This is a genomic window from Streptomyces regalis (assembly GCF_001509475.1).
Taxonomy (GTDB): Bacteria; Actinomycetota; Actinomycetes; order Streptomycetales; family Streptomycetaceae; genus Streptomyces; species Streptomyces regalis.
Genome location: NZ_LLZG01000411.1, coordinates 159,123 through 182,016, shown reverse-complemented (window position 1 = coordinate 182,016; position 22,894 = coordinate 159,123). Strand labels below are relative to the sequence as shown.

Here is a 22,894-nt window from a genome sequence, read left to right as displayed (position 1 = left end):
GTCCAGCAGCGTGATCACCCCCGCCCGCACACGAACCCGTACCCCACTGCGTACCCGACTCCGTACGAGATTCCGTACGGGATTCCGTGCCAGAACCGCCTTGATATCAGCCGCACTTGGAGCAGCCACCATGGCAGCCACTCTCCCCGCCGCGGGCCCCGCGGCCGCTGCCGACCCGCAGCGCCTCACCGTCGACCTGTCCGCCTCCGAGGGGCCGGTGATGCTCGGCGCCAACGGCGCGCTGTACGGGCTCAGTGACGACGGCGTGCCCAGCGACGCCGCGCTGGAGCCCCTGAAGGTCACCAGCATCTCGCAGAAGCCGGAGGGCGGCGCCCAGCACCCCAACGGTGACGCGCTCACGGTCTCGAAGTCGTTCTTCCGCAGCGGCGGCGGCGAGATCAACGTGATGATGCAGGACATCTACGCCAAGTGGCCGTACGAGGATCTGGGCATCGACGACTACCTCCCCAAGGTCGACAAGATCGCCAAGGAGGTGGCGGCGGACCCGAACAGCGAACGGTTCGTCTACATCCCGTTCAACGAGCCCGACCAGATCTGGTACAAGCTCGGCGTCGCCGACCAGGCTCAGTACGAGGCCAACCGGGACCGGTTCTTCAAGGACTGGAAGACGGTGTACGAGCGCATCCGCGCCGTCGACCCGGACGCGAGGATCGCGGGCCCGAACGAAGCCGCTTACCACTCCCGCCTGTTGAAGGACTTCCTCGCCTTCGCCAAGCGGGAGAACGTCCTGCCGCAGGTGATGACGTGGCACGAGCTGGGCTCCGGTTCGCTGCGCGACTTCCAGGCCCACTACGACAACTACCGTTCCATTGAGCGGGAGTTGGGCATCGCCCCCCTGAAGATCAACATCGACGAGTACGCCAATCGCCGCGACCTGTCCGTCCCGGGGCAACTCGTGCAGTGGGTGTCGATGTTCGAGCGGAACAAGGTGTACGCCAACGCGGCCTACTGGGACGCCGCCGGCAACCTCAGCGGCCATGTGGTGCGTTCGAACATCCCCAACGGCGGCTGGTGGTTCTTCCGCTGGTACGCCGGGATGACCGGTGACACCGTCAAGGTTGCCCCGCCCCAGCCCCACACCATCGACACCCTTCAGGGCCTGGCCTCGCTGGACACCTCCCGCCGCCAGGCGCAGGTCCTGCTCGGCGGCTCCGCCGGTGATTCCGACGTCGTGGTGCGGGGCGTCGACCGCTCCCTCTTCGGCCGTACGGTCGCCGCGACCGTCGCCGAGGCCGCCTGGTCCGGCTACGAGGGACAGCACGCGACACCTCGCGTCCTCACCCGTACGAAGGTGCGGGTCGCCGACGACGGTTCGGTGACGGTGCCGCTGCGCGGCATGCACAAGATGTCCGCCTACCGGATCGTCCTCACCCCCGGCGGCATGGGCACCCCCTCCCCCACCGCCGTCCCCTGGTCGGCGTCGTACGAGGCCGAGGCCGCCGCCGTCACCGACGGCAAGGTCTACACCCAGGGCACGGTCGAGAACGCCAACGGCTACGCCGCCTCCGGCACGAAGGACGTCGGCTCCCTCAACCAGGCCACCAGCAAGGTGGACTTCACGGTCACGGTGCCGCGCGACGGGTCGTACGACCTGGCGATCCTGTACGGCAACCAGTCCGGCGCCCCCGCCACGCAGAAGTTGTCCGTCGATGGAGGGACCCCGGTCACGCTGACCTACCCGTCCACGGAGAACTGGACCTACCGCGCCACGAAGGACGTCACTCTGCGGCTGTCCACAGGCACCCACGTCCTCACGCTCGCGAAGGGCGACGCCGAGGTCACCCTCGACCGCGTCGACCTGACCGCCCGCACGGGCGCGGCCTCCGCGTCGTACGAGGCCACGCTGGCGGACATCAGCGGGAAGCCGTCGTACGACTACTCCTCGTCGGCGGGCGTGGGTACCGGCTCCCTCGTGCTGCGCTCGGGGGACAAGGCGGTGTTCGACGTCTACGCCCCGCGCGACGGCTACTACACAGTGGTGCCGCGATCCTCGGCGCCGGTGCGGCTGGCGCTGCACGGCGAGACGGTGACGGCGGCGCCCGATCGGGCCCTGCGGCTCTACCTGGTGGCGGGCAACAACCGCGTCGCGGTGACGGCGGGGCACGCCTCCGTCCGCTCCCTCGACGTCTCGGGCGACGGTTCGACGTCCGGCACGCTCTCCTACGAGGCCGCCTCGGCCACCCTCGCGGGCGGGGCCGAACTCGTCGACTCGGCGTACGCCTTTGCCGGTTCCTACATCGGCAAGCTCGGCAACAGCCCGTCCAGCACGGCCGAGTTCACGGTGCGGGCACCCAGCTCCGGCCGCTATCTGCTGGTCGTCCACTACGCGCACAACGACCGGCGCGACAACGGCCACGCCTACAACACGGACATCATGTCCCGTACGGCGGACATCACCGTGGGGGACGCGGAGCCGGTGAAGGTCACCTTCAAGAACACCTGGAGCTCGGACGACTACTGGACGCTCGGCGTCCCCGTCGACCTGAAGAAGGGCTCCAACAAGGTGACGTTCGGCAACGCGACGGCGTGGGCACCGAACATCGAACGCATCGAACTGGGCCGAGTCGTCGACCGCCCGTAGTCCGGCCGTTCCACACGCCCCCCCGCCCGGCCTCGTACCGACTCGGTACGAGGCCGGGCGCGCGGCGGAGCTCGTCAGGCGACCTGACCGCTGTGCAGTGCGGTGTACGCCCCGCCCCGGCGCAGGAGTTCCTCGTGCGTGCCGATCTCCTGGATCCGGCCGTCGCCCATCACCACGATCCGGTCGGCACCGCGCACGGTGGACAGCCGGTGTGCCACCACCAAGGTGGTGCGGCCGTGCAGGAGGCGGGCGAGGGCCTGCTGGACGAGGGCCTCCGAGCGGGTGTCCAGGGCCGAGGTCGCCTCGTCGAGGACGAGCACCCTCGGGTCCCGGATCAGGGCCCGGGCGATGGCCAGGCGCTGCCGCTGTCCGCCGGACAGGCGTGCCCCGCGCTCACCGACGAGGGTGTCGAGGCCCTGCGGCAGCCGGTCCACGAACTCCAGCGCGTTGGCGTCGCGCAACGCCGCGCGCACCGTCTCCTCATCGGCGTCGTCCATGCCGTAGGCGACGTTCTCGCGGATCGTGCCGTCGAAGAGGATCGACTCCTGCGGCACTACCGAGAGGAAGCGGCGGTACGTGCGCAGGTCGAGGGTGTTCATGTCCGTGCCGTCGAGCAGCAGGCGGCCGGAGGTCGGGCGGATGAAGCCGATGACGAGGTTCAGCACCGTGGACTTGCCCGCGCCGGAGGCGCCGACGAGGGCGATGGTCTCCCCGGGTGTGACGGAGAGGCTGAAGTCCCGTACGGCGGGGCGGCCGTTGTCCTCGTACGCGAAGCCGACGCCCTCGAAGGTCACGGCGCCGCGCAGGGCGGTGAGTTCGGCCTTGCCCTCGTTGTCCTCCAGCTCGGGGGCCTGGAGGACCTCTCCGACGGAGCGGACCGACTCCAGGCCCTTGGTGATGACCGGGGACAGCCCTGCCAACGTTGTCGTGGAGTTGGTGAGGGTGGTCAGGAAGGCGCTCAGCATGACGACGTCACCGGCCGTCACGCCCCAGACGCCGTAGTACGAGATCAGCGCCGCGCCGGTGAGGACCAGCACGCCGACGACGTTCAGGACGACCCAGGCGAGCGAGCCGAAGCGGCCGTTGACGAGGTCGAGGCGCATGCCGGAGGTCAGCAGCCGGTGCAGGGTGCCGTCGATGCGGCGCAGGGCCTTGCCCTCGAGGCCGTGGGCGCGGGTGACCGGGATGAGGCGGGTCATCTCCGTCACCCGGGAGGACAGGGTCTCGACCTCGTGGCGGAAGTGCTCGTTGTGAGTGCGCAGGCGCGCCCGCAGACGGGCGACGACGAGAGCGGCGGCGGGCACGACGACGAGGAAGACGGGCACGAACTCCGGTGTGCGTACGGCGATGATGACGAGGCCGCCGATGAGCACGGTGCCCGCACCGAGCCCGGTCTCCGCGGTCTGCTGCACCATCTGCTCGACGGTCTCCACGTCGCGCACGACCTTGGCCTGGAGCACACCGGCGCTGACCCGTGAGTGGTAGCCGATGGAGAGCTGCTGCATGCGCGTGCACAGCGCGGAGCGCAGGCTGGTGCCCATCCGGCGCACGCTGCCGTAGAGCAGGCGTACGTACAGCACGTGCAAGGGGTAGTTGACCAGCAGGATGAGCATGATGACGCCGGTGCTCAGCCAGAGCCTGCCGATCGGCTGGTGCTGGACGACGGTGTCGATGATGGACGCGGTGATCAGCGGCAGCAGCCAGACCGGGCTGTGCTTGACGGTGAAGACGCCGACCGCCGCCGCGAGGCGGTGACGGTCGGCGCGGAACAGATAGCCGAGGGTGCGTACGGGGTGTTCGCCTCGGTAGCGGTGGTCGAGCGGTCTCTCGTGTGACGACGCCATCGGCGTTGTCCTTCCCAGGGTTCCGATTGAGAGCACGCGCTTTCCTATCCCATCTCGGAAGGGATACACACCCGATCAGGCACGGATTCCCGGGTGAAAGTTTCGCCGGACCCTCCGACGGTTCAGACCGCGTCCAGCTCCGCGATCTCCTCGGCGCCGAGCACGAGGCCGGTCGCGGCGAGCGAGTCCAGGATCGTCTCCGGCCGGCTCGCGCCCGGGATCGGGACGACGACCGGCGACTTGGCGAGCATCCAGGCCAGACACACGCGCTGCGGGCTCACCCCGTGCGCCTCGGCGACCCGGGCGAACGGGGCGTAGGCGGAGCCCAGTTCACGCGCCCGGGAGATGCCACCGAGGGGGCTCCAGGGCAGGAACGCGATGCCGAGTTCGTCGCACAGGCGCAGCTCCGGCTCGCTGGAGCGGAACGCCGGGGAGAACTGGTTCTGCACGGAGACCAGCCGACCGCCCAGGATGTCGTTCGCCTGCTTGATCTGGTCCGGGTTCGCGTTGGAGATCCCCGCCATGCGGATCTTGCCCTCGTCGAGCAGGTCGCGTACGGCGCCGACGGACTCGGCGTACGGCACCCTCGGGTCGGGGCGGTGGAACTGGTAGAGCCCGATGGCCTCCACGCCGAGCCGGCGCAGGGAGTCCTCGCAGGCTTCCTTGAGGTGCCGGGGGCTGCCGTCCAGGGTCCAACTGCCGTCGCCGGGGCGCAGATGGCCGCCCTTCGTGGCGACCAGGACGTCCTTGCCCAGGTCGTGGGAGGCGAGGGCCTTGGCGATCAGGGTCTCGTTGTGACCGACCTCGTCGGCGTCCCGGTGGTAGGCGTCCGCGGTGTCGATCAGGGTCGCGCCGGCGTCGAGCGCGGCATGGATCGTGGCGAGCGAACGTGCCTCGTCCGGGCGCCCTTCGATGGACATGGGCATCGCGCCCAGTCCGATCGCGCTGACCTCGACGTCACCGATGCGGCGGGTGTGCATGGGGTCGTGACCTCTTTCGGCTGTCGCGCGGGAAACGTTGTCGTCCGGCCGGCGGGCCGCGGATCACGGCCGTACCGGACCGACTCCAGCGTGGCTGTCCGGATGCGAGAGGTCCAATAGAAGAAAGAGAACGCATTCAGCGACGGCGCCACTGAATTGGCGACGCCGAGTTCGGCCGCCCGTCCGCCTGTCCGCCCGTCCATCTATCCGCTTGCGCGTCCTCCCGGTTGGTGTGGCACGCTCGCACAGTGATCGGCACAGTGAGAGGCGGCGGCATGCGCATAGGACTGCTCGGCACCGGCCCATGGGCCCAGATGGCCTACGCTCCCGCCCTGAGCCGGCACCGTGAACTGGACTTCGTCGGGGTGTGGGGCCGTCGTACGGCCGCCGCAAAGGAGTTGGCCGACAGCTACGGCGTGCGTGCCTACGACGACGTGGACACGCTGTTCGCCGACGTGGACGCCGTGGCCGTCGCCCTGCCGCCGGCCGTCCAGGCCGACCTGGCGGTGCGGGCCGCGCGGGCGGGCTGCCATCTGCTGCTGGACAAGCCGCTCGCGCTGACGGTGCAGGAGGGACGGGCGGTCGTCGAGGCCGTCGAGGAGGCCGGTGTGGCCTCGGTCGTCTTCTTCACCGCCCGTTTCCAGTCGGAGACCGAGGCGTGGATCACCGAACAGGCCGTCGTGGACGGCTGGTTCACGGGCCGGGCGCAGTGGCTGGGCGCCGTGTTCAGCGGTGACGGCAACCCGTTCGCGGCCTCGCCGTGGCGGCGGGAGAAGGGCGCGCTGTGGGACGTGGGCCCCCACGCCCTGTCCGTGCTGCTGCCGATTCTGGGCGACGCCCGGCGCGTGACGGCGGCCGCGCACGGGCCCGGCGACACCGTCCATCTGGTCCTCGAGCACGTCAGCGGCGCGTCGAGCACGCTCACCCTGAGCCTCACGGCGCCGCCCGCGGCAGCGGGGGCAACGGTGGAGCTGCGGGGCGCGGCCGGAGTGACGCTGCTTCCGGAGAGCGCCGACAGCGCGGTGTCCGCCCTGATCCGAGCCGGGGACGCCCTGCTGGCCGCCTCCGGCACCGGACGCGCGCATGCGTGCGACGCGGCGTTCGGTCTGAAGGTCACCGAGGTTCTGGCGGCGGCCGAAGCACTGTTGAACGGGGGTGCGTGACGGACCGGGCCCTACTCCTCGAACGGCTCGTCGCTCCACCGGAACCAGGCCCTGTCACCTTCGATGTGCAGCAGGAACTCGGCGACCGGGCCGTCCGGCGAGGACAGTGAGACACGTCTTCGGATCTCGTCGTAAGCCGCCTCCCACGCCTCCCAGACCTCGTCGTAGTCCCGCTCCAGCAGGGCCAGTTCACGGGCGAACAGGTCGCGTACCGCGTCGTACCCCGGACCGGGCGTGAAGCGCCCCGACAACCAGGGGAAGTCGGCCTCGTCGATCAGGATCCCCCCGACCGGCTCGTCACCGCTGCGCACCTGCCAGACCTCGCCGTCGAACCCCATGCCGCCCTCCGCGTCCGCTGTCGATCACACCGTCGACCAGCATGGCAACCGGCACTGACAGACGGCCCGGACCACAGTCGGCCCGGACCGTCCGCCCTGCTCTACTGCTCCTCGGTTCTAGGCCTCGCTACGCCTGGCCCCCCGCATGGAAGTTGAGGCGCTCACTGACGACGGGGAAGCCCGCCTTGGCGAAGTTCGCGGCCATGGGGAAGTTGCCCTGGTCCGTCGCTCCGGTGACGATCTCCGCGCCCTGCTCGACGAGGAAGTGGGTGCACTCCGCGAGGAGGTCGTAGGCGTAGCCGCGGCCGCGCTGTTCGGGGACGACACCGATGAAACCGATGGTCGGGTTGGAGGGGTTGTGTGCCGGGATGTGGATGCCGGCGAGGTCGCCGTCCGGGGTGTGCGCGAGCTGCCACCACTCCCGTGGGGACGGGCACCAGTGGAAGAAGTCGAGCTCCTCCTGGGCGGCCCGGTCGAGACCGCCCTCCTCGATGGCCCGCAGCGCGTGGGCGTCGAGCGTGACGGAGTGGATGCGGCGCAGCGCGTCGAAGAAGACCGCGTCATCGGGTTCGGCGCTGAAGCGCAGGCGTCCGGGCCGCTCGGGCAGGCCCAGCTCGGGGGTCCAGCGGTACAGGAAACGTTCCACCAGCAGTTCGTAGCCGGCCGCGCGTGCGGCGGTGAAGCGGGCCTCGGCGGCGGCCTTCAGGTCGGGCTCGTCGCGCCAGCCACCGGGCAGGTTGATCTCGAGTTCGACCTGCCAGGGGGCGGAGCGCAGGAGTTCGGCGCCGGCCTCCTCCTCGCCCTCGGTCACGTCGAACCAGTTGATGTTGATGGGCTCCGAGTCGTCGGGGCCGCCCCACCAGGCGCCGCGAGCGACGACCGTGCCGTCACGCAGGGCCACTCGCTTCCACTCGGGGCGGAACCGGGTCCGCCGGTGCCCCTCACGGGCGCCGAGCGGGTCGGGGTGTGCGTCGAAGAGATGGGCGTCGCTCGCGGAGAGCGCGCGGATGACCGGATCGGTCATGGATTCCTCCGGGACAAAGGCTGCTTGGAGCGCTCCCGGTCAGATCTGACGCAACACGCCGGGGCAACGGAAAAGGGAGCGCTGGAAAGGTGTGAACTGCACGGCACTCGCCTCCTTCCGTCAGTCTCAGGGCGTGGATCCACACAGTACGTGATCTTCATCGACTCCGTCCATGGGTTTTTGGCGACTCCTGAAGAGGCTCCCCAAACCATGGAGAGCGCTCTCAAAAGCCCGCGCGGCTTAAGTGGGCCTTAGGAGAGAATTAAGCGGCCGTGGTCATTCCGTGGTCTTTCAAGTTCCCGCAGTTGAGGGGAGTTTGGGCGTGATGCAGACCCATTGGCCCAGGCAGGGGTCGTGCGTAGCATCGTGGCCCACAGGCGGCGGTGACGCGCGATCCGAGAGCGCTCTCACACTGGCTCTCAAGCCGGCCGCCCGTCCCGCCACCGCAGCCCAAGTACCCCCCACAAGTACTCCGGGAGACCCCCCACATGACTTCCCGACACCAGCGCCACCTCGGTCGACGCAGGCTTCTCTTCGCCCTCGGCGGCACGGCGGTGGCCGTCCCCGCCATAGCCACCGTGGCCCCGTACGCCCTCGCGGGTACGCCCGTGGACGGCGTCGAGCCCGCCGCGGCGGGCCCACTGCCGCTGACGATCGTCAATGACAGCGGCTCCTTCGGCAACGCGAACGTCCACATCTACATCGTCGGCAACCAGGACGGCCGGCAGGTACGCGTCACGCCCGACGGCACCCTCGCGCCGATCGCGCTGTCGGACAACGGCCCCGACGGCTTCACCGACTACGCCCTCGGCCTGGCCGGCAGCGGAGAGACCCGGCTGTCCCTCCCCTACATGTCCGGGCGGATCTATGTGTCGCTCGGCGAGAAGCTCAAGTTCAAGGCCGTCACGGACGGCAACGGAAATGCCGCGCTGCAGTACCCGGCCGGCTGGGTGACGTCGGACCCCAACTACCCGGTGCTGCACGACTGTGCCGAGTTCACGTACAACGCCGCCGGCATGTTCTGCAACACCACCATGGTCGACATGTTCAGCGTGCCGCTGAGCATCAGGTTGACCGGCGCCAAGGACCAGACGGCGGGCACGCTGCGGGCCGGCGGGCGGGCGGCCGCGTTCGCCGCGGTGCGGCAGGTCGAGGAGTACGCACGGCTCGTCGTGGACGACACGCGTGTGATCGCCCCGGGACACGGCCTGGACGCGGGCCTGTTCGCCAAGGACTACTTCGCCCCGTACATCGACGAGGTGTGGAGCACGTACACCGGGCGCGACCTCACCGTCACCACCAACGCGGGTACGTTCACGGGGCGGGTGCGGGGTGAACGGTTCACCTTCGACGGGCCGGCCCAGGTGTCCTTCGCCAAGCCGTCGACCCGGGATGTGCTGTTCTGCGACGGCAACCTCGCCGCACCCAACGACGGCACGACCGGCCCTGTCGCCGCCGTACTCGGTGCCGGGTTCAACCGCTCGACACTGCTGAGCCACCCGGCCCAGCCGACGACCGACCCGGCCACCTTCTACCGGACCGGCCTGACCAACCACTACGCCAAGGCGATGCACGCGGCCACCGAGGACGGCAAGGCGTACGGCTTCGCCTTCGACGACGTCGCCGACTTCGCCTCGTACATCCAGGACACGGCGCCGACGGGGATCAGGCTGACGCTCACGCCTTTCGAGGGCTGACGCGGCCCGGGAGGGCGCTCGGTCCTCTGGCTCGGTCGGTTTCATCGCGGGAGCGGAGAGGTACCCAGGGTGTCCAGGGGCCGACCGGTGCGCAGCGGGGTCCCGGCGCCTCCGGATGCAGGGTCCGCTCCGGCGTTGAATGGTGATAGCAGACCCGATGACCGCACCGGGCCCGAAGTAGTGATCCGGATCCGAGGAGCAGAGATGATGCCGACGAGCCAGCCCGAAGCGTCCGGGCCGTCCGAGGAGCGCACCACCCCGGACGACCTGCTCCACGCCCGCACCGGCACCGAGGTGTCCCCCGAGGACATCGTGCTTGCCTCAGGCAAGGACCTCACCCCGCGCAACCTGGAATGGGCCAAGCGCAAGCTGGAGGCAGAGGGCCCCTCCGCCCTCGACAAGCTGCTGCCCTAGCCTCAGCCTCACCGTCCAGGATCCGCACGGGTCGCCCCAGGGTGCGTGTCGGCACCCTGGGCGGCCGTGTGCGCGTCCGGGCACAGCACCGGCACCCGCTGCACGAGGTTGTTGGCGAAGCCCCCGCGGTTCCAGGGCGGGACCAGTGGCTGGGTGTGACCTCCGGCGTCGGTGGCCCGTGCGCTCAGCACGTGTGCTCCCGGGGTCGCCGTCCAGCTGTGCCGCCAGCGGCGCCACGCCCACCGGTGACCGGTGTCCGGCTCCAGCTCGGCCTCCTGCCAGCTGCGTCCCGCGTCCGTGCTGACCTCGACGCACGTCACCGGCCCGCGCCCGGACCAGGCCCGCCCCTCCAGGGTGACCGGGCCGGGCCGGACCACGCGGGAACGGGACATGAAGTCGGGGAAGCCCGGCGGGACGAGCAGGGCGCGCGGGGCGATGCGGGTGACGGGTTCGCCCACGTCCTCGGGGTGCCGGCGCAGCCGGTAGGCCACGGCCTGCTGGAACCCCGTGAACGGCACATCGGTGACGGTTGCCTCGCGCAGCCACTTCACGTGCGCCATGCCGTACCACCCGGGCACGACCAGCCGTAGCGGGCGGCCGTGCTGCGGGGGCAGCGGGGCACCGTTCATGGCGTACGCGACCAGCACCTCGGGATCGCTGCCCGTGGCCACGTCCACGGGCAGGGCGCGCTGGTAGTCCTGCTCGACGCCGCGCTCGACGCCGTGGTCGGCGCCCGTGAAGACCACGTCGACCGCACCGGCCTCGATTCCGGTCTCGGCGAGCAGCAGGCGCAGCGGTACGCCCGTCCATTCGGCGGTGCCGACCGCCTCGACCAGCCAGGGCTGGCTCACCGGCCGGGGCGTCAGCAGAGCCCGGCCATTGCCCGCGCACTCCAGCGTGACCCGTGTGGTGACCTGTGGGAACGTCCGGAGATCGGCCAGGTCCAGGCGCAGCGGGCGGCGGACGCGGCCGCCGAGGGTCAGCTGCCAGGGGGTGTCGTCGGGGACGTACGGGATGTCGTAGTGGGTCAGGACGTAGTGCAGGCCGGGCGGGGTGAGGTCGTAGCGCAGGGCTTCGAGCGGCAGGCCGTGGTTGCGGGTGGCGAGCGCGAGTTCGTCCCGGCCGATGCCCTCCTCGGGGGCGGCCAGTCTGGCCGGTGCGCTCACGTCGGCGAGTCGATGCCCCATATCCGCATTATCGACCCATACGGGCATGTCGTGCCGGGCCGCCGCGACCACCCCGGCAGCCCCGGCAGCCCAACTTCCCTTCCTCTCCTGTCACTTCACGTCGGCAATGGTTTCGGGCTCACCCTTTCGAAAGGGGTGCTCGGACTGTCAGACTCCTGAAGGTGCCCGACTTCGACATGCTCGTCATCGGATCCGGACCGGGTGGCCAGAAAGCCGCCATCGCCGCGGCCAAGCTGGGCCGCCGGGTCGCCGTCGTCGACCGCCCCGACATGGTCGGCGGCGTCTCCATCCACACCGGCACCATCCCCTCCAAGACCCTGCGCGAGGCGGTGCTGTACCTGACCGGTCTCACCCAGCGCGATCTGTACGGCCAGAGCTACCGGCTCAAGGAGGACATCACCGTCGCCGACCTGACCGCCCGCACCCAGCACGTGGTCGGCCGCGAGGTGGACGTCATCCGCAGCCAGCTCTCCCGCAACCACGTCGCCCTGTACGCCGGGACCGGCCGCTTCGTCGACCCGCACACCGTCGCCCTGCGCGAGGTCACCGGCCACGAACGGCTGCTCACCGCCGAGCACATCGTCATCGCCACCGGCACCCGGCCCGCGCGGCCCGGCAGCGTGGAGTTCGACGGGCGGACGATCATGGACTCGGACAACGTCCTGGCGCTGGAGAGGGTGCCGCGCTCCATGGTCATCGTCGGCGCCGGTGTGATCGGCATGGAGTACGCCTCGATGTTCGCCGCGCTCGGCAGCAAGATCACCGTGGTGGAGAAGCGCGCCGGGATGCTCGACATGTGCGACGTCGAGGTGATCGAGTCACTCAAGTACCACCTGCGGGACCTCGCCGTGACGTTCCGCTTCGGGGAGACCGTCGCCGCGGTCGAGCGGCATCCGCGCGGCACGCTGACCCTCCTGGAGAGCGGCAAGAAGATCCCCGCCGACGCGGTGATGTACTCGGCGGGCCGGCAGGGGCTCACCGACGAGCTGGATCTGGACAAGGCCGGGCTGACCGCGGACCCGCGCGGCCGGATCACGGTCGACGAGCACTACCGCACCGAGGTGCCGCACATCTACGCCGTCGGCGACGTCATCGGCTTCCCCGCGCTGGCCGCCACCTCGATGGAGCAGGGGCGGGCGGCGGCGTACCACGCCTTCGGGGAGCGGGTCGGCCGGATGCACAACCTCCAGCCGATCGGCATCTACACCATCCCGGAGATCAGCTTCGTGGGGCGGACCGAGGACCAGCTCACCGAGGAGCGGGTGCCGTTCGAGGTCGGCATCTCCCGCTACCGCGAGCTGGCCCGCGGGCAGATCATCGGCGACTCGCACGGCATGCTGAAGCTGCTGGTCTCCCCCGAGGACCGCACGCTGCTCGGTGTGCACTGTTTCGGTACGGGGGCGACGGAACTCATCCACATCGGGCAGTCGGTGATGGGGTGCGGCGGAACGGTCGACTATCTCGTCGACGCGGTGTTCAACTACCCGACGCTCGCGGAGTCGTACAAGGTCGCCGCCCTCGACGCCACGAACAGGTTGCGACAGATCGACCGGATCGGGGACTGAGCCCCTCGCATCAGCTGTCCTGGTCGCCCTCCGGCAGGCCGACGTCCTCGACCACGTGCATCGCGGCCTCCTCCGCGCCGGCCGCTCCGCCGTCGACGCCCTGGTCGAAGGCGATCTCCTCCTTCGTGGCGGGCTCGGTCAGGTCGGGGACCTCCTGGGTGAGGCGTTGGTCGAGGGTCTCGTCGTAGGTCCGCTCGTCCACGGCGTCCTGCGGGTCGAGCGGTGCGGCGTCCTGCTGTTCCTCGTTGCTGCCCGCTGTGCCGTCCCCAACCCCGGAGGATCCAGGTGCCCTTGAAGCCTCAATGAGTGGGGCTATCATCACTCGCACACACGGCGTGACCGTACGGCGACGCACCGACGTGCCGTATCCGCCACCCCTTTTGTGCCGCCCCTGCCCCGAGGCCATCCCTCAACGGTTCGTGGCGTTGTACCACCCCACCCCCCATACGCCGTCGGGGCCCGTTCGCCGCCCGCACGTCGTGCACAACGGAAAGCAGCGCATCCATGAGCAACAGCAGGGGCAGAGGGCTGCAGGCCAATGCCCTCGGTACGTTCGACACGGTGGTGATGGCGGTCGCGGGCAGTGCCCCGGCGTACTCGATCGCCGCGACCACTGCGGTCCTCGTCGGCGCGGTGGGCCTGGCCAGTCCGGCCGCGCTGCTGTACTGCGCGATACCGATGCTGGGCATCGCACTGGCCTTCAGCTATCTCAGCCGGATCGATGTGAACGCGGGCGCCAGTTACTCCTGGGTCGGGCGTACGCTGCACCCCTTCCTGGGGTTCATCAGCGGGTGGGCGCTGGTGATCTCGACGACCATCTTCATGGTGGCGGGCTCCCTGCCGGCCGGGGCGATGACGCTCGCCCTCTTCGACGAGGAACTCGCCGAGAACACCGCGCTGTCGACACTGGTCGGCGCCGGCTGGTTCGTCATCATGCTGTGCGTGGTACTGGGCGGCGCGCGGCTCACCGTCCGGGCGCAGCTGGTGATGTCCGGTGTCGAGCTCGCCATACTGGCCCTGTTCGCCGTGCTCGCCCTCTTCCACTCGGGAAGCGCCCGGGCGTTCGACTGGTCCTGGCTCGGCTTCGGGCACTTCGACGGGGTGACCGGATTCGCCTCGGGGGCGCTGATCGCCGCCTTCTACTACTGGGGCTGGGACGTCACCAGCAACCTCAGTGAGGAGACCCGCAACAGCCGCCGCACGACGGGCCTCGCGGGGCTCATCGGAGTCGGCATCGTGTTCCTGCTGTTCGAGGTGTTCACGATCGCGGTGAACGTCATCCTCTCCTCGAAGCAGATTCAGGAGAACGACGCCAACGTGCTGGCCGTCCTCGGCGAGGAGGTGTGGCCGGGCTGGGGCGGCAAGTTGCTGATCGTGGCGGTGATGCTGTCCACCATCGCCACCCTGGAGACCACGCTCATCCAGGTCACGCGCTCGCTGTTCGCGATGGGCCGGGACCGTACGATGCCGTCCGCCCTGGGCCGTGTGCACCGCCGGTGGAACACGCCGTGGGTGGCGATCGCCGTGGTGGGCGTCGTGGCGCTGGCGATGTTCGTCGCCGCCAACTCCCTTGGCACGGTGGGCGACATCCTCTCCGACGCCATCTCGGCCATCGGCCTGCAGATCGCCGTCTATTACGGGCTGACGGGCCTCGCGGTGGTCGTCGCCTACCGCAAGATGCTGCTGAAGTCGGTGGGCAACTTCGTGCTCGGCGGTGTGTGGCCGTTGTTCGGGGCCCTGTTCATGTTCTGGATCTTCGTGGAGTCGCTGGGCCAGCTGGGCAGTTCCGCGGTCGCGATCGGCATCGGCGGACTCGCGGCCGGGCTGATCCCGATGCTCTGGTACTGGCGGCAGGGCAGCGAGTACTACCGGCCGGCCAAGCTGGACGCCGCGTGGACCGTCGAGGCGGACTACGTGCCCGCCGGTGGTGGCCCCAACTCCCTTGCCCACGAGGGTCTTCCCACCGACTTCTGAGGGAGGACCCGATGGCGCGAGGCAGTTCCAAACGCGACTTCACTCCCGACTTCGACCCCGACTGCGGGGACGCGCCCCTCACCTGCGCCCGCCAGGACATCGTCATCGGCCGCTGGCAGGGACTGCGGGAGCTGTTGCGGGTCACCGGCCCCGACTGGCTGGTGCGCGGCCACCGGATCCGGCTGCTCGCCCAGGCCTGTGCGGGAAGCTCGACGGTGGAGTCGTGGCTGGCCGCCGAGCCGCACAGCGCGGACGCGTTGGTGCTGCGGGCTGCGACGGAGACGGCCCGGGCGTTCCATCTGGCCATCGCCGCGGGCCGTGGCGTACCGATCGACCAGCAGCGCATCGACACCGCGGTCCTGTCATGCCTCAGGGCCGCCGAGGGGTACCCGGACGATCCGACGCCGTGGATCTCGCTGATCTCCGTCGCCCGGCTGTATCCGGCGGGCGTACGGAGGCAGGAACTGGGGCGCTGGTGGGACGAGTTGCACCAGCGCGACCCCTTCAGCGTGGAGGGCCACCTCCAGGTCCTGCACTACTACTCCTCACGCTGGCACGGCACGCACGGCCAGATGTACGACTTCGCCCGCGACGCGGCCGGGGTCGCACCGCCCGGCTGCGCGCTGCCGGTGCTGGTGCAGTACGCCCGGGTCGAGGAGTTCCGCTACGCCCTGGACGCGGCCAAGGGCCAGCATGCCTCCGTGGGACTCGGACAGCACTGGAGTCACGACGGCGCCGTCAGTGACGTACGCCGGACCTGGGAGCGCTGGATCACGGGCCGCACCGACCACAGTGTGGTCCCCGGCGAGCTGCGCGACCTCAACTACCTGACGCACGCGGCGTGTTACGCAGGCGCCCACGACATCGCCACGTCTCTGTTCCGGATGCTGGGCCGCCGGGCCACGCGGGCTCCGTGGGTGTACCTCGGCGATCCGGAGAAGCAGTTCGTGAGGTGGCGAGGGGAGATGGTTCCGCGCAGGTGACCGCCTTGAGGCCAGGCCGAATCGGCCTGGCCTCAAGGCGATTCGGCGCTCGGACCGGTTGTCCACCTCTATCTCGATCCGGCCGATCCGCCACACCAGAAGGGCGACGATCCAGGTCGCGGGGAACAGGCCCACGACGACGAAGCCGGCGGCGTTGAGGTCGAGGCCGGTGATCCAGGTCCAGAACGGGCCGTGGAGGGCGAGGCGGTCCGCGAGGAGGGTGAGGAGTTCGACCGTGCCGATGAGCAGGGCGACCGCGACGGACAGGCCGGTGACGGTGAGGTTGTAGTAGACCTTGCGGACCGGTTGGGAGAACGCCCAGCCGTAGGCGAAGTTCATGAACGTGCCGTCGATCGTGTCCAGGAGCGACAGTTCATGAAACCGCGCTTGTTCTGCTGTTCTTCCAGGGCCGCCTCGTCGTAGCGGCCCGAGCGCATCCGGCGGAACACCTTCCAGATGCCGGCGAGGGCGACCAGGTTGATCGCCGCGATCAGATGGAGGAAGGCCCCGGAGACCGTCGTACCGATCAGGCCGGTGATGTCGTGGAGGCGGGAGCCGTCGTCGCGGAGCGGTCCGGCCAGGGACCTCACGCCGGGAGAGCAGAAGGGGCAGGGCCAGGACGACGCTTGAGGGGCCGAGCGAGAACCACGCCGCGATGTGGTCGGCGTCGAAGGCGTGCCGCATGCCGAGCGTGTACGCGGTGACGTGCAGGGCCAGCACGAACGCGGCCATGCCGCCGACCCTGCTCCAGTCCTGCCGCGTCATGGAGGTACGGACGCGGCGCCAGGCCGTGCGCTGCGCGGGGGCGGTGGCGGGGAGGCTCGGAGACAGACTGTGGCCATCCTCCAGCACTTGCAAAACATGTGCAGTAAAGGCCGTGGCAGTTCTTGGCCATGGAAGGCAAAGAGCTCGGCTCGTCAGGGGGTGGCGTTCGGGCCGTCCGGGCGGCTGCGGCGCTGCTCCACCATCTCGCGGCTCAGTTCCTCGGTCTCGGACTCGGGTAGCCGTTCGAAGCCGTCCTCAGTGATCACCGAAATGATGGGGAAGATCCGGCGGTTGATGTCCGGCCCTCCGGTCGCGGAGTCGTCGTCCGCCGCGTCGTACAGCGCGTGCAGCGCGGCCAGGACCGCCTCACGCCGGGACATCCCCGGGCGGTACAGCTTCTTCAGAGCGCCGCGCGCGTACGGCGATCCGGAGCCCTCGGCGTGGAAGTCGTACTTCTCGTACGGCCCGCCGGTGACCTCGAAGTCGAAGATGCGTCCTCGCGCTCCCTCGGGGGCCTTGACGTCGTAACCGGCGAGGAGCGGGACGACGGCGAGGCCCTGCATGGCCTGGCCGAGGTTCTGGCGGATCATGCCGGCGAGCCGGGTCGCCTTCGCGTTGAGGGTCATCGGGATGCCCTCGATCTTCTCGAAGTGCTTCAACTCGACCTGGTAGAGCTTCACCATGTCCAGCGCGAGTCCGACGGTGCCGGCGAAGGCGACCGCGGTGTAGTCGTCCGCGGGGTGGACCTTCTCCAGGTCGCGCTGGGCGATGAGGTTGCCCATGGTGGCCCTGCGGTCGCCGGCGAGGAGCACGCCGTCGCGGTAGGTCAGGGCCAGCACCGTGGTGCCGTGCGGGAAGCGGTCCGGTGCGGCACGGACACCGTCGGGCAAGGGGCGGCGCGTGGGCAGCAGGGCCGGACGGTGGGCCGCCAGGAACTCGGTGAAGGACGAGGTCCCCGGAGTGAAGAACTCCTCCCCCAACCGCCCTTCGTGCTCACTGCTCGCCATCGCGCTCCCCCTCCTGCAGGCAAACCGACCACCGGCCGACCAACGGTCTCCTACCTGAACCGGCTGCCCGGGAAACGCCTTTGGCGCTCACAGTGCCCTGCGCCGAACGAGCACTCCGAGCACCACCAGCCCCGGAATCAGCGGTAGCCACACCGTCAGCAGGCGGTATCCGAGTACCGCGGAGGCGGCCGCCGTGGCCGGGGCGCCGCCGGCGGTGAGCGTGAGGGCGAGCGCGGCGTCGAAGGAGCCGAGGCCGCCGGGTGTGGGCAGCAGGGCGGCCACGGTGCCGGCGGCGAGGTAGAACAGCGCCACCCGGGCCGGCGCCAGGGGCAGGGCGACCGCCCGGGTGACGGCGGTCAGCACAGCGCAGTGCAGCGTCACGAAGGCCAGCGAGCCGCCCCACAGGGCCGCCGCCCTCGCCGGCAGTGCGTGGACGGCTGCGATGTACGCCCGTACGGTCGCCAGAGCCCACCGGCACCGGGCTCGCAGCGGGCCGACCAGCAGGGCTAGCGCGACTGCGGCCAGCGCGCATGCGGCGACCAGTAGTTCCCCGCTGACGGGCGGGATGTGCAGCAAGTCGGGGAAGGCCACGACGAGTACGGCGATCAGGGCGCCGCGCACGATCGCGCCGGCCGTGCCCTTGACCGCGAGCGCGGTGGCCGCGGCCGCGATCGGCAGGCCGCAGCGCATGAGGAAGCGCAGGTTCACCGCGCCCGCCCCGAGGCCGGCGGGCAGCACGTGGTTGGCGGCCGAGGCGGCGAACTGCCCCGCCACGAGCCGCCCGGGCGGCAGTCGTCGGGGCATCGCCCCCTGCAGGGCGAGCGCCGCGCACGGCCACGTCGCCAGGGTGGCCGTGGCGGCCACCAGCAGCCAGCCCGGGTCGGCGACGGCGAGCCGGACCGCGCCGGTCTGCAGTACCGGCCAGTGGCGGCGGGCCAGACAGGCAACGGCCACCAGGACGGCGAGGGTGAGGGCGGTGTGCCAGTAGGCGCGTCTTCGCCTGGGTGCGGAGAGGACCTGCTCCGGCGTCACGCCGGCCGGTCCGCGCCCGGCGCCGGGGCGATGCGGACTTCCAGGCCGTCGAGGCGGTGGAGCTCCCAGTCGCGGGCATACCGGGGCGGTTTCCCGCCGGGGGTGGTGAGGGTGGCGACCGGGATGCTGCGGGAGGTCCGCAGGATGTCGGCCAAGGTGGTGTTGGCGTTGTGGCCGCGGATCGCGCCGGAGGAGCAGCCCGTGTAGTAGCCGACCGGAATGGCCTCGTGCCCGGTGAGCAGACAGGGCGGGCGTACGCCGAGGCGGTGGAGCTCGGCGGCGGAGCGGGCCCAGGCCTGGCGGTTGGCGGTCGAGCGGTCCACGGTGCGGTCCAGGACGACGTACTGCACGGCCAGATGTCCGGCCAGCCCGAGCGCCGTCACCGCGGCGACGGCCGGGCGCCATCGGCCGTACGGCGTGGTGACGAGGTGGAGCAGGGCGTCCGCGACGGGGATGGCGAGGAGTGCGTAGGCGGGCAGGAGGAAGCGGGGTGCCGCGTATCCGATGAGGAACAGGTAGGGGAAGGCGGCCGTCGCGGCGCAGACCAGCGGGACCAGGGTGCGGGTGGTGCGTACGCCTCGGAACGCGACCGCCAGACCGTAGGCGGCGAGCAGGGGCAGGACGAACCACCAGGCGTAGACGACCGGGTGGGGCATCTCGCCGTTGCAGGGCCGGCACAGGGCGCTTCCGGCCAGGCTGCGCAGCTGGTCGTCGACGGCGAAGTTCCAGCCGAGGTCGCCCTGGATACGGGAGGCCTCGTTCAGCCGTTCGCGCAGGCCGCCGAAGCTGAGGTACGCCTCGATCACCCACTGGACGCCACCGGCCGACAGGCCCGCCACGAGGGCGGCCCCAAGTCGCCAGTGCTGTACCACCAGCGCGCCGACGAGCAGCGGCAGCGTGACCCACACGGCGTCGGTGGGCCGCATCCACGCCATCAGCGCGGCACCGGCCAGGACGCCCCACAGGGCCCGTCGGTCGAGGCCGTGCAGGCGGTCCGCGCGGGCGCGCAGGAAGCAGCCGACGCAGAGCAGGGCGCCGAACGCGACCCAGAGGTTGGGCATGGCCTGCGGGCCGTAGAAGAGGGTCACCCACAGGGTGGCGAAGACGGCGCCCGCGCCGGCCAGGACGCGGGCCGGGAACAGTCCGCGCCAGGCGTGCAGGGCGAGATACAGGCCGAGTCCGGACAGGACGGCGAGAAAGACCCGTAGCAGTGTCGTGGACGACGACCAGGAGGCGATGGGCCACACCAGCAGCGAGACGCCACGCGCGCGTGGTGCGCTGAAGAAGGCTGCCGGTGTCCCGGTGCCGACCTGGCTGACGTACACCACCTCGTCCCAGCCGAGGCCCATCGAGGGCCGCACGAGGAGGAGTTGGGCGAGGGTGAAGGCGCCCGCCACCGCCGCGAGCAGTCCGCGCCCGCCCGCCTGCCACGGCCTGTCGGCCACGAGCGCGTCGTCGCGCCGCCCCATACTCACGAGCATGGGCTTCGTGCCGTAGGCCATCGTCCGCCTTCCCCCTACGCGTCGTAGGGTTTCTGAAGCCCCGCAACCAGGCGAGTTGGGCAGCGGGGAGCCGGGGAAACACCAAAAACACGAACAAACTAACCCGTAACGAACAGGCGTGCAGCGCGATCTTCGGCCATGTGCCTGACGCGAACCGGCCGTCCGCCGCTCGCCCGACGGGTGCCTGCGCGAGGCGACTCCCTCGCCAGGAGTCTCCGCGTGCGGCGGGAAGCGCCGCCGACCGGGTGACACACTCTGCTGTGTGGACCTGACCTTCGACGATCTCCTCGCCCGTGCCCGGTCCCTCCCCCGCGACGGACGTCGTGCCGTCCTCGGCATCGCGGGCAGCCCCGGTGCGGGCAAGACGACGCTCGCCGAGCGCCTGGTGCGGGAGCTGAACGGTGCCGGGGAGCCCTGGGTCGCGCATGTGCCGATGGACGGCTTCCACCTCGCGGACGTCGAGCTGGACCGGCTCGGGCGCCGGGACCGCAAGGGCGCGCCCGACACGTTCGACGCGGCGGGGTACGCGGCGCTGCTGCGGCGCCTGCACGAGGAGGCAGGCGAGGACACCGTGTACGCGCCCGGCTTCGAGCGGGTCCTGGAGCAGCCGATCGCGGGGGCGGTTCCCGTGGAGCCGACGGCCCGGCTGGTGGTGACCGAGGGCAACTATCTGCTGCTGGACACGGGGGCGTGGGCGCGGGTGCGGCCGCAGCTGGACGAGGTGTGGTTCTGCGAGCTCGACGAACTGGAGCGGATCCGGCGGCTCGTCGCCCGGCACGAGGAGTTCGGCAAGCCGCACGAGCAGGCGGTGGCGTGGGTGCTGGGCTCGGACCAGCGCAACGCGGAGCTGGTCGCCGCGACCCGGTACAGGGCGGACCTGGTCGTGCCGGGCACGGCGTTCCCCCGCCCCCAGGAGCCGTCCGCCGCCCGCGACGCTGCCGGCTCGACGCCCTTGCCGGGGGCGCCGGTCACGAGGTCGTCAGGGTCAGCTCCGGCTCTCCGTGGGCATCGCCCGCCGCCTCGCTGATCACCGCGGTGAATGCCTCGGTGCGGACCGTCAGGCCTGAACCGTCGTGTGCGAACGTGGGCGCGAACGGGCCCGTCGGTCCGTAGCGTACGGCGAAGACATGCAGGTCCTCCGGGGCGCCGGGGGCCGGTTCGGCCTCCAGGGCCGTCGAGCTGACCAGGTGGCTCCAGCCCTCGTCGGGGTTGCCGTAGCCGCGGGGGTCGGCCGCCAGGGCGAAGGCCGCCTGTTCCTGGGTCAGGTCCGAGCGGGCGTCGAAGTGGTCCACGCCGTCCGACTGCGGGTGCGTCAGGCGGAGTTCACCGGCCGACGTGACCTCGCCGTCCGCGATCCTGCGAACGCGGTCGCCGTCGTCGGCGGCGTACGGCAGGCCCGCGAGCAGGTACGGCGCTCCGGGGAGCCGTTCCACCGCGACCGTCGTCCACAGGCTGGTGCCATCGGTGACGTACAGGGACCGCACGTGGCGCAGGACGTGGTCGCGGCCGACGACCGGCTTGGTGACCAGCTTGGCGGTGAGCCGGTCGGCGCGGACGTCCCGGACGCGGACCTCGCCCATGGGGCGGCAGAACAGGAAGCCGTCCACGACCGGGCCGAAGCCGTGCTGCCGGTTCACCGCTGCCGGTAGGTAGTACGTCCCCGCCGCCTCGACCAGCGACGGCGTCATACGGCTGTCGAAGGCCACCGAGACCGTTCCCGCGCGCAGTTGGTGGCGGGCGGGCGTGGTGGACGGTGTGCGGTGCCAGCGGGTGGTGTCCTGGATCTGCCAGACCAGCATCCACGCGAAGTGACCGTCGACTGCGCCGTCCGCCTTGACCGCGTGCCGGCCCCAGCGGGTGTCGCCCCGGTAGCGGCCCAGGTCGGAGCCGATCCGGGCACTGAAGTAGCGCAGGCCCAGGACCGACTCGAAGCCGCTGTGCTGCTCGCTGTAGCGCGGGCCGCCGTTGTCGAAGCCGCCGTCCGTCAGGCGGGCGTCGATGTAGTGGGCGAGCGCGTCGCCGTCCTCGGCGAAGATGCCCTCGCCGCTGATCCGGTGGGCCTGGGCGAGGAAGGACAGGGAGATCGGGCCGTAGTTGTTGTCGTAGGCGCCGCCGTGCTCGGGGGGCAGCAGCGCACCCCGGTCGCGCACTCGATGGGCGCGGATCTCGTCGACGTACACGCTGATCGCGCGAGAGCGGACCGTCTCCCCCTCCCCCGACGGAAGGTGGCGGGCCAGCATCAGGCCGCCGACGACACAGCCGATGGCCTGGTTGCCCGCCTCCTGCGGGTTGAAGAAGGTCGCCTCGGTCAGCCAGCGCCAGTAGCCCTGCGCGACCTGGAGGAGTTCGGCCCGCTGGTCGTCGTCGACGAGCCCGTCCGTCATGTCGAGGACGTTGACCGCCTGGAGCAGGGCCCACACCGTGCTCGGCCAGTCGCCGATCGGGTGCGCGCCCGCCTCCAGTGTGTAACGGGCGTACGGCAGAGCGGAGTTGCGGATCCTCAGGTTCGGGTAGCCCGGGTTGTCGTCGGTGTACACGCGCTCGCGCAGATGGAAGGCGAGGCTGTGGCGCACCGCCTCCGGCAGGCGTGGATCCTTGGTGCGGTGCCAGGCGAGCGCCAGCAGGGAGGTGATGCCGAGGGAGGTGTCGCCGATGTCGTCGACGCAGTCGGGGTGTTCGAGGTTGCCCTCCGGCGTCAGGCGGGCCAGGGCCTGCTCGGTGACGTCGGCGAGGACGGCGTCGTACGCCTGCGGGGTGTCGGGGAGGTCGTGCAGGGCGCCGAGCTGGCGAGGGAGGTGCACGGGTGGTAAGCCCTTC

18 protein-coding genes and 1 pseudogene are annotated in these 22,894 nt (G+C 70.8%); 8 read left to right on the top strand and 11 right to left on the bottom strand.

Annotation, left to right across the window (positions count from 1 at the left end):
- Window positions 1-130 precede the first annotated feature (130 nt).
- A complete protein-coding gene (locus ADL12_RS46265; protein WP_062714852.1) occupies window positions 131-2,602 on the top strand; it encodes a carbohydrate-binding protein in 2,472 nt (823 codons plus the stop codon).
- A gap of 74 nt (window positions 2,603-2,676) precedes the next feature.
- Here ADL12_RS46265 and ADL12_RS46260 read toward each other — a convergent pair whose 3' ends face one another.
- Together ADL12_RS46260 and ADL12_RS46255 are read right to left on the bottom strand one after the other, a co-directional pair.
- The gene (locus ADL12_RS46260) at window positions 2,677-4,446 is read right to left on the bottom strand and encodes an ABC transporter ATP-binding protein (RefSeq protein ID WP_062714850.1); all 1,770 of its coding nucleotides are present in this window, start codon (window positions 4,444-4,446) and stop codon (window positions 2,677-2,679) included.
- A gap of 122 nt (window positions 4,447-4,568) precedes the next feature.
- Window positions 4,569-5,426: an aldo/keto reductase gene (locus ADL12_RS46255; protein WP_062714848.1), complete on the bottom strand. Its 858-nt coding sequence runs from the start codon at window positions 5,424-5,426 to the stop codon at window positions 4,569-4,571.
- Between the two features lie 275 nt (window positions 5,427-5,701).
- Here ADL12_RS46255 and ADL12_RS46250 point away from each other — a divergent pair, with 275 nt between their 5' ends.
- Window positions 5,702-6,589, top strand: coding sequence for a Gfo/Idh/MocA family protein (locus ADL12_RS46250; protein ID WP_062714846.1), 888 nt, complete (start codon window positions 5,702-5,704; stop codon window positions 6,587-6,589).
- An 11-nt stretch (window positions 6,590-6,600) separates the two neighbouring features.
- Here ADL12_RS46250 and ADL12_RS46245 read toward each other — a convergent pair whose 3' ends face one another.
- Window positions 6,601-6,927, bottom strand: a complete 327-nt coding sequence (locus ADL12_RS46245; RefSeq protein ID WP_062714843.1) for a hypothetical protein — start codon at window positions 6,925-6,927, stop codon at window positions 6,601-6,603.
- Window positions 6,928-7,054: 127 nt separating this feature from the next.
- Window positions 7,055-7,951 carry a GNAT family N-acetyltransferase gene (locus ADL12_RS46240; RefSeq protein WP_062714841.1) on the bottom strand — a complete coding sequence of 299 codons (897 nt, stop codon included), beginning with the start codon at window positions 7,949-7,951 and terminating at the stop codon, window positions 7,055-7,057.
- A 488-nt stretch (window positions 7,952-8,439) separates the two neighbouring features.
- Between ADL12_RS46240 and ADL12_RS46235 the strand changes: the two genes are divergently transcribed.
- Window positions 8,440-9,648, top strand: coding sequence for a beta-1,3-glucanase family protein (locus ADL12_RS46235; protein ID WP_062714839.1), 1,209 nt, complete (start codon window positions 8,440-8,442; stop codon window positions 9,646-9,648).
- Between the two features lie 207 nt (window positions 9,649-9,855).
- A complete protein-coding gene (locus ADL12_RS46230; RefSeq protein ID WP_062714961.1) occupies window positions 9,856-10,062 on the top strand; it encodes a hypothetical protein in 207 nt (68 codons plus the stop codon).
- Window positions 10,063-10,070: 8 nt separating this feature from the next.
- On the opposite strand, the gene ADL12_RS46225 is transcribed toward ADL12_RS46230, so the two are convergent.
- Window positions 10,071-11,249: a sulfite oxidase gene (locus ADL12_RS46225; RefSeq protein ID WP_079052649.1), complete on the bottom strand. Its 1,179-nt coding sequence runs from the start codon at window positions 11,247-11,249 to the stop codon at window positions 10,071-10,073.
- 161 nt (window positions 11,250-11,410) lie between these two features.
- On the opposite strand from ADL12_RS46225, the gene sthA reads away from it, so the two are divergent.
- Window positions 11,411-12,814 carry a Si-specific NAD(P)(+) transhydrogenase gene (gene sthA / locus ADL12_RS46220; RefSeq protein WP_062714837.1) on the top strand — a complete coding sequence of 468 codons (1,404 nt, stop codon included), beginning with the start codon at window positions 11,411-11,413 and terminating at the stop codon, window positions 12,812-12,814.
- Window positions 12,815-12,824: 10 nt separating this feature from the next.
- Here sthA and ADL12_RS46215 read toward each other — a convergent pair whose 3' ends face one another.
- Entirely contained in the window at window positions 12,825-13,133 is a 309-nt protein-coding gene (locus ADL12_RS46215) for a DUF5709 domain-containing protein (protein WP_107120208.1), read from the bottom strand.
- A 185-nt stretch (window positions 13,134-13,318) separates the two neighbouring features.
- On the opposite strand from ADL12_RS46215, the gene ADL12_RS46210 reads away from it, so the two are divergent.
- Window positions 13,319-14,788: an APC family permease gene (locus ADL12_RS46210; RefSeq protein ID WP_062714834.1), complete on the top strand. Its 1,470-nt coding sequence runs from the start codon at window positions 13,319-13,321 to the stop codon at window positions 14,786-14,788.
- Between the two features lie 11 nt (window positions 14,789-14,799).
- Window positions 14,800-15,771 (top strand): hypothetical protein, encoded by a 972-nt coding sequence (locus tag ADL12_RS46205; protein WP_062714833.1) that lies wholly within the window; start codon window positions 14,800-14,802, stop codon window positions 15,769-15,771.
- A gap of 72 nt (window positions 15,772-15,843) precedes the next feature.
- On the opposite strand, the pseudogene ADL12_RS52125 reads toward ADL12_RS46205, so the two are convergent.
- From ADL12_RS52125 to ADL12_RS55890, 4 genes and pseudogenes are all read right to left on the bottom strand, one after another.
- Window positions 15,844-16,536 (bottom strand): annotated as a pseudogene (locus ADL12_RS52125) (HoxN/HupN/NixA family nickel/cobalt transporter); the annotation flags it as partial.
- 152 nt (window positions 16,537-16,688) lie between these two features.
- Window positions 16,689-17,543, bottom strand: coding sequence for a proteasome subunit beta (gene prcB / locus ADL12_RS46195; protein ID WP_062714831.1), 855 nt, complete (start codon window positions 17,541-17,543; stop codon window positions 16,689-16,691).
- A gap of 87 nt (window positions 17,544-17,630) precedes the next feature.
- Entirely contained in the window at window positions 17,631-18,575 is a 945-nt protein-coding gene (locus tag ADL12_RS46190) for a lysylphosphatidylglycerol synthase transmembrane domain-containing protein (protein ID WP_062714829.1), read from the bottom strand.
- Window positions 18,572-20,077, bottom strand: coding sequence for a hypothetical protein (locus tag ADL12_RS55890; protein ID WP_062714827.1), 1,506 nt, complete (start codon window positions 20,075-20,077; stop codon window positions 18,572-18,574). Before ADL12_RS55890 ends, ADL12_RS46190 begins: the two co-directional genes overlap by 4 nt.
- A gap of 262 nt (window positions 20,078-20,339) precedes the next feature.
- Here ADL12_RS55890 and ADL12_RS46180 point away from each other — a divergent pair, with 262 nt between their 5' ends.
- A complete protein-coding gene (locus ADL12_RS46180; protein WP_079052647.1) occupies window positions 20,340-21,104 on the top strand; it encodes a nucleoside/nucleotide kinase family protein in 765 nt (254 codons plus the stop codon).
- On the opposite strand, the gene ADL12_RS46175 is transcribed toward ADL12_RS46180, so the two are convergent.
- Entirely contained in the window at window positions 21,046-22,878 is a 1,833-nt protein-coding gene (locus tag ADL12_RS46175) for a hypothetical protein (protein WP_062714826.1), read from the bottom strand. The genes ADL12_RS46180 and ADL12_RS46175 overlap by 59 nt on opposite strands.
- Between the last annotated feature and the right edge of the window lie 16 nt (window positions 22,879-22,894).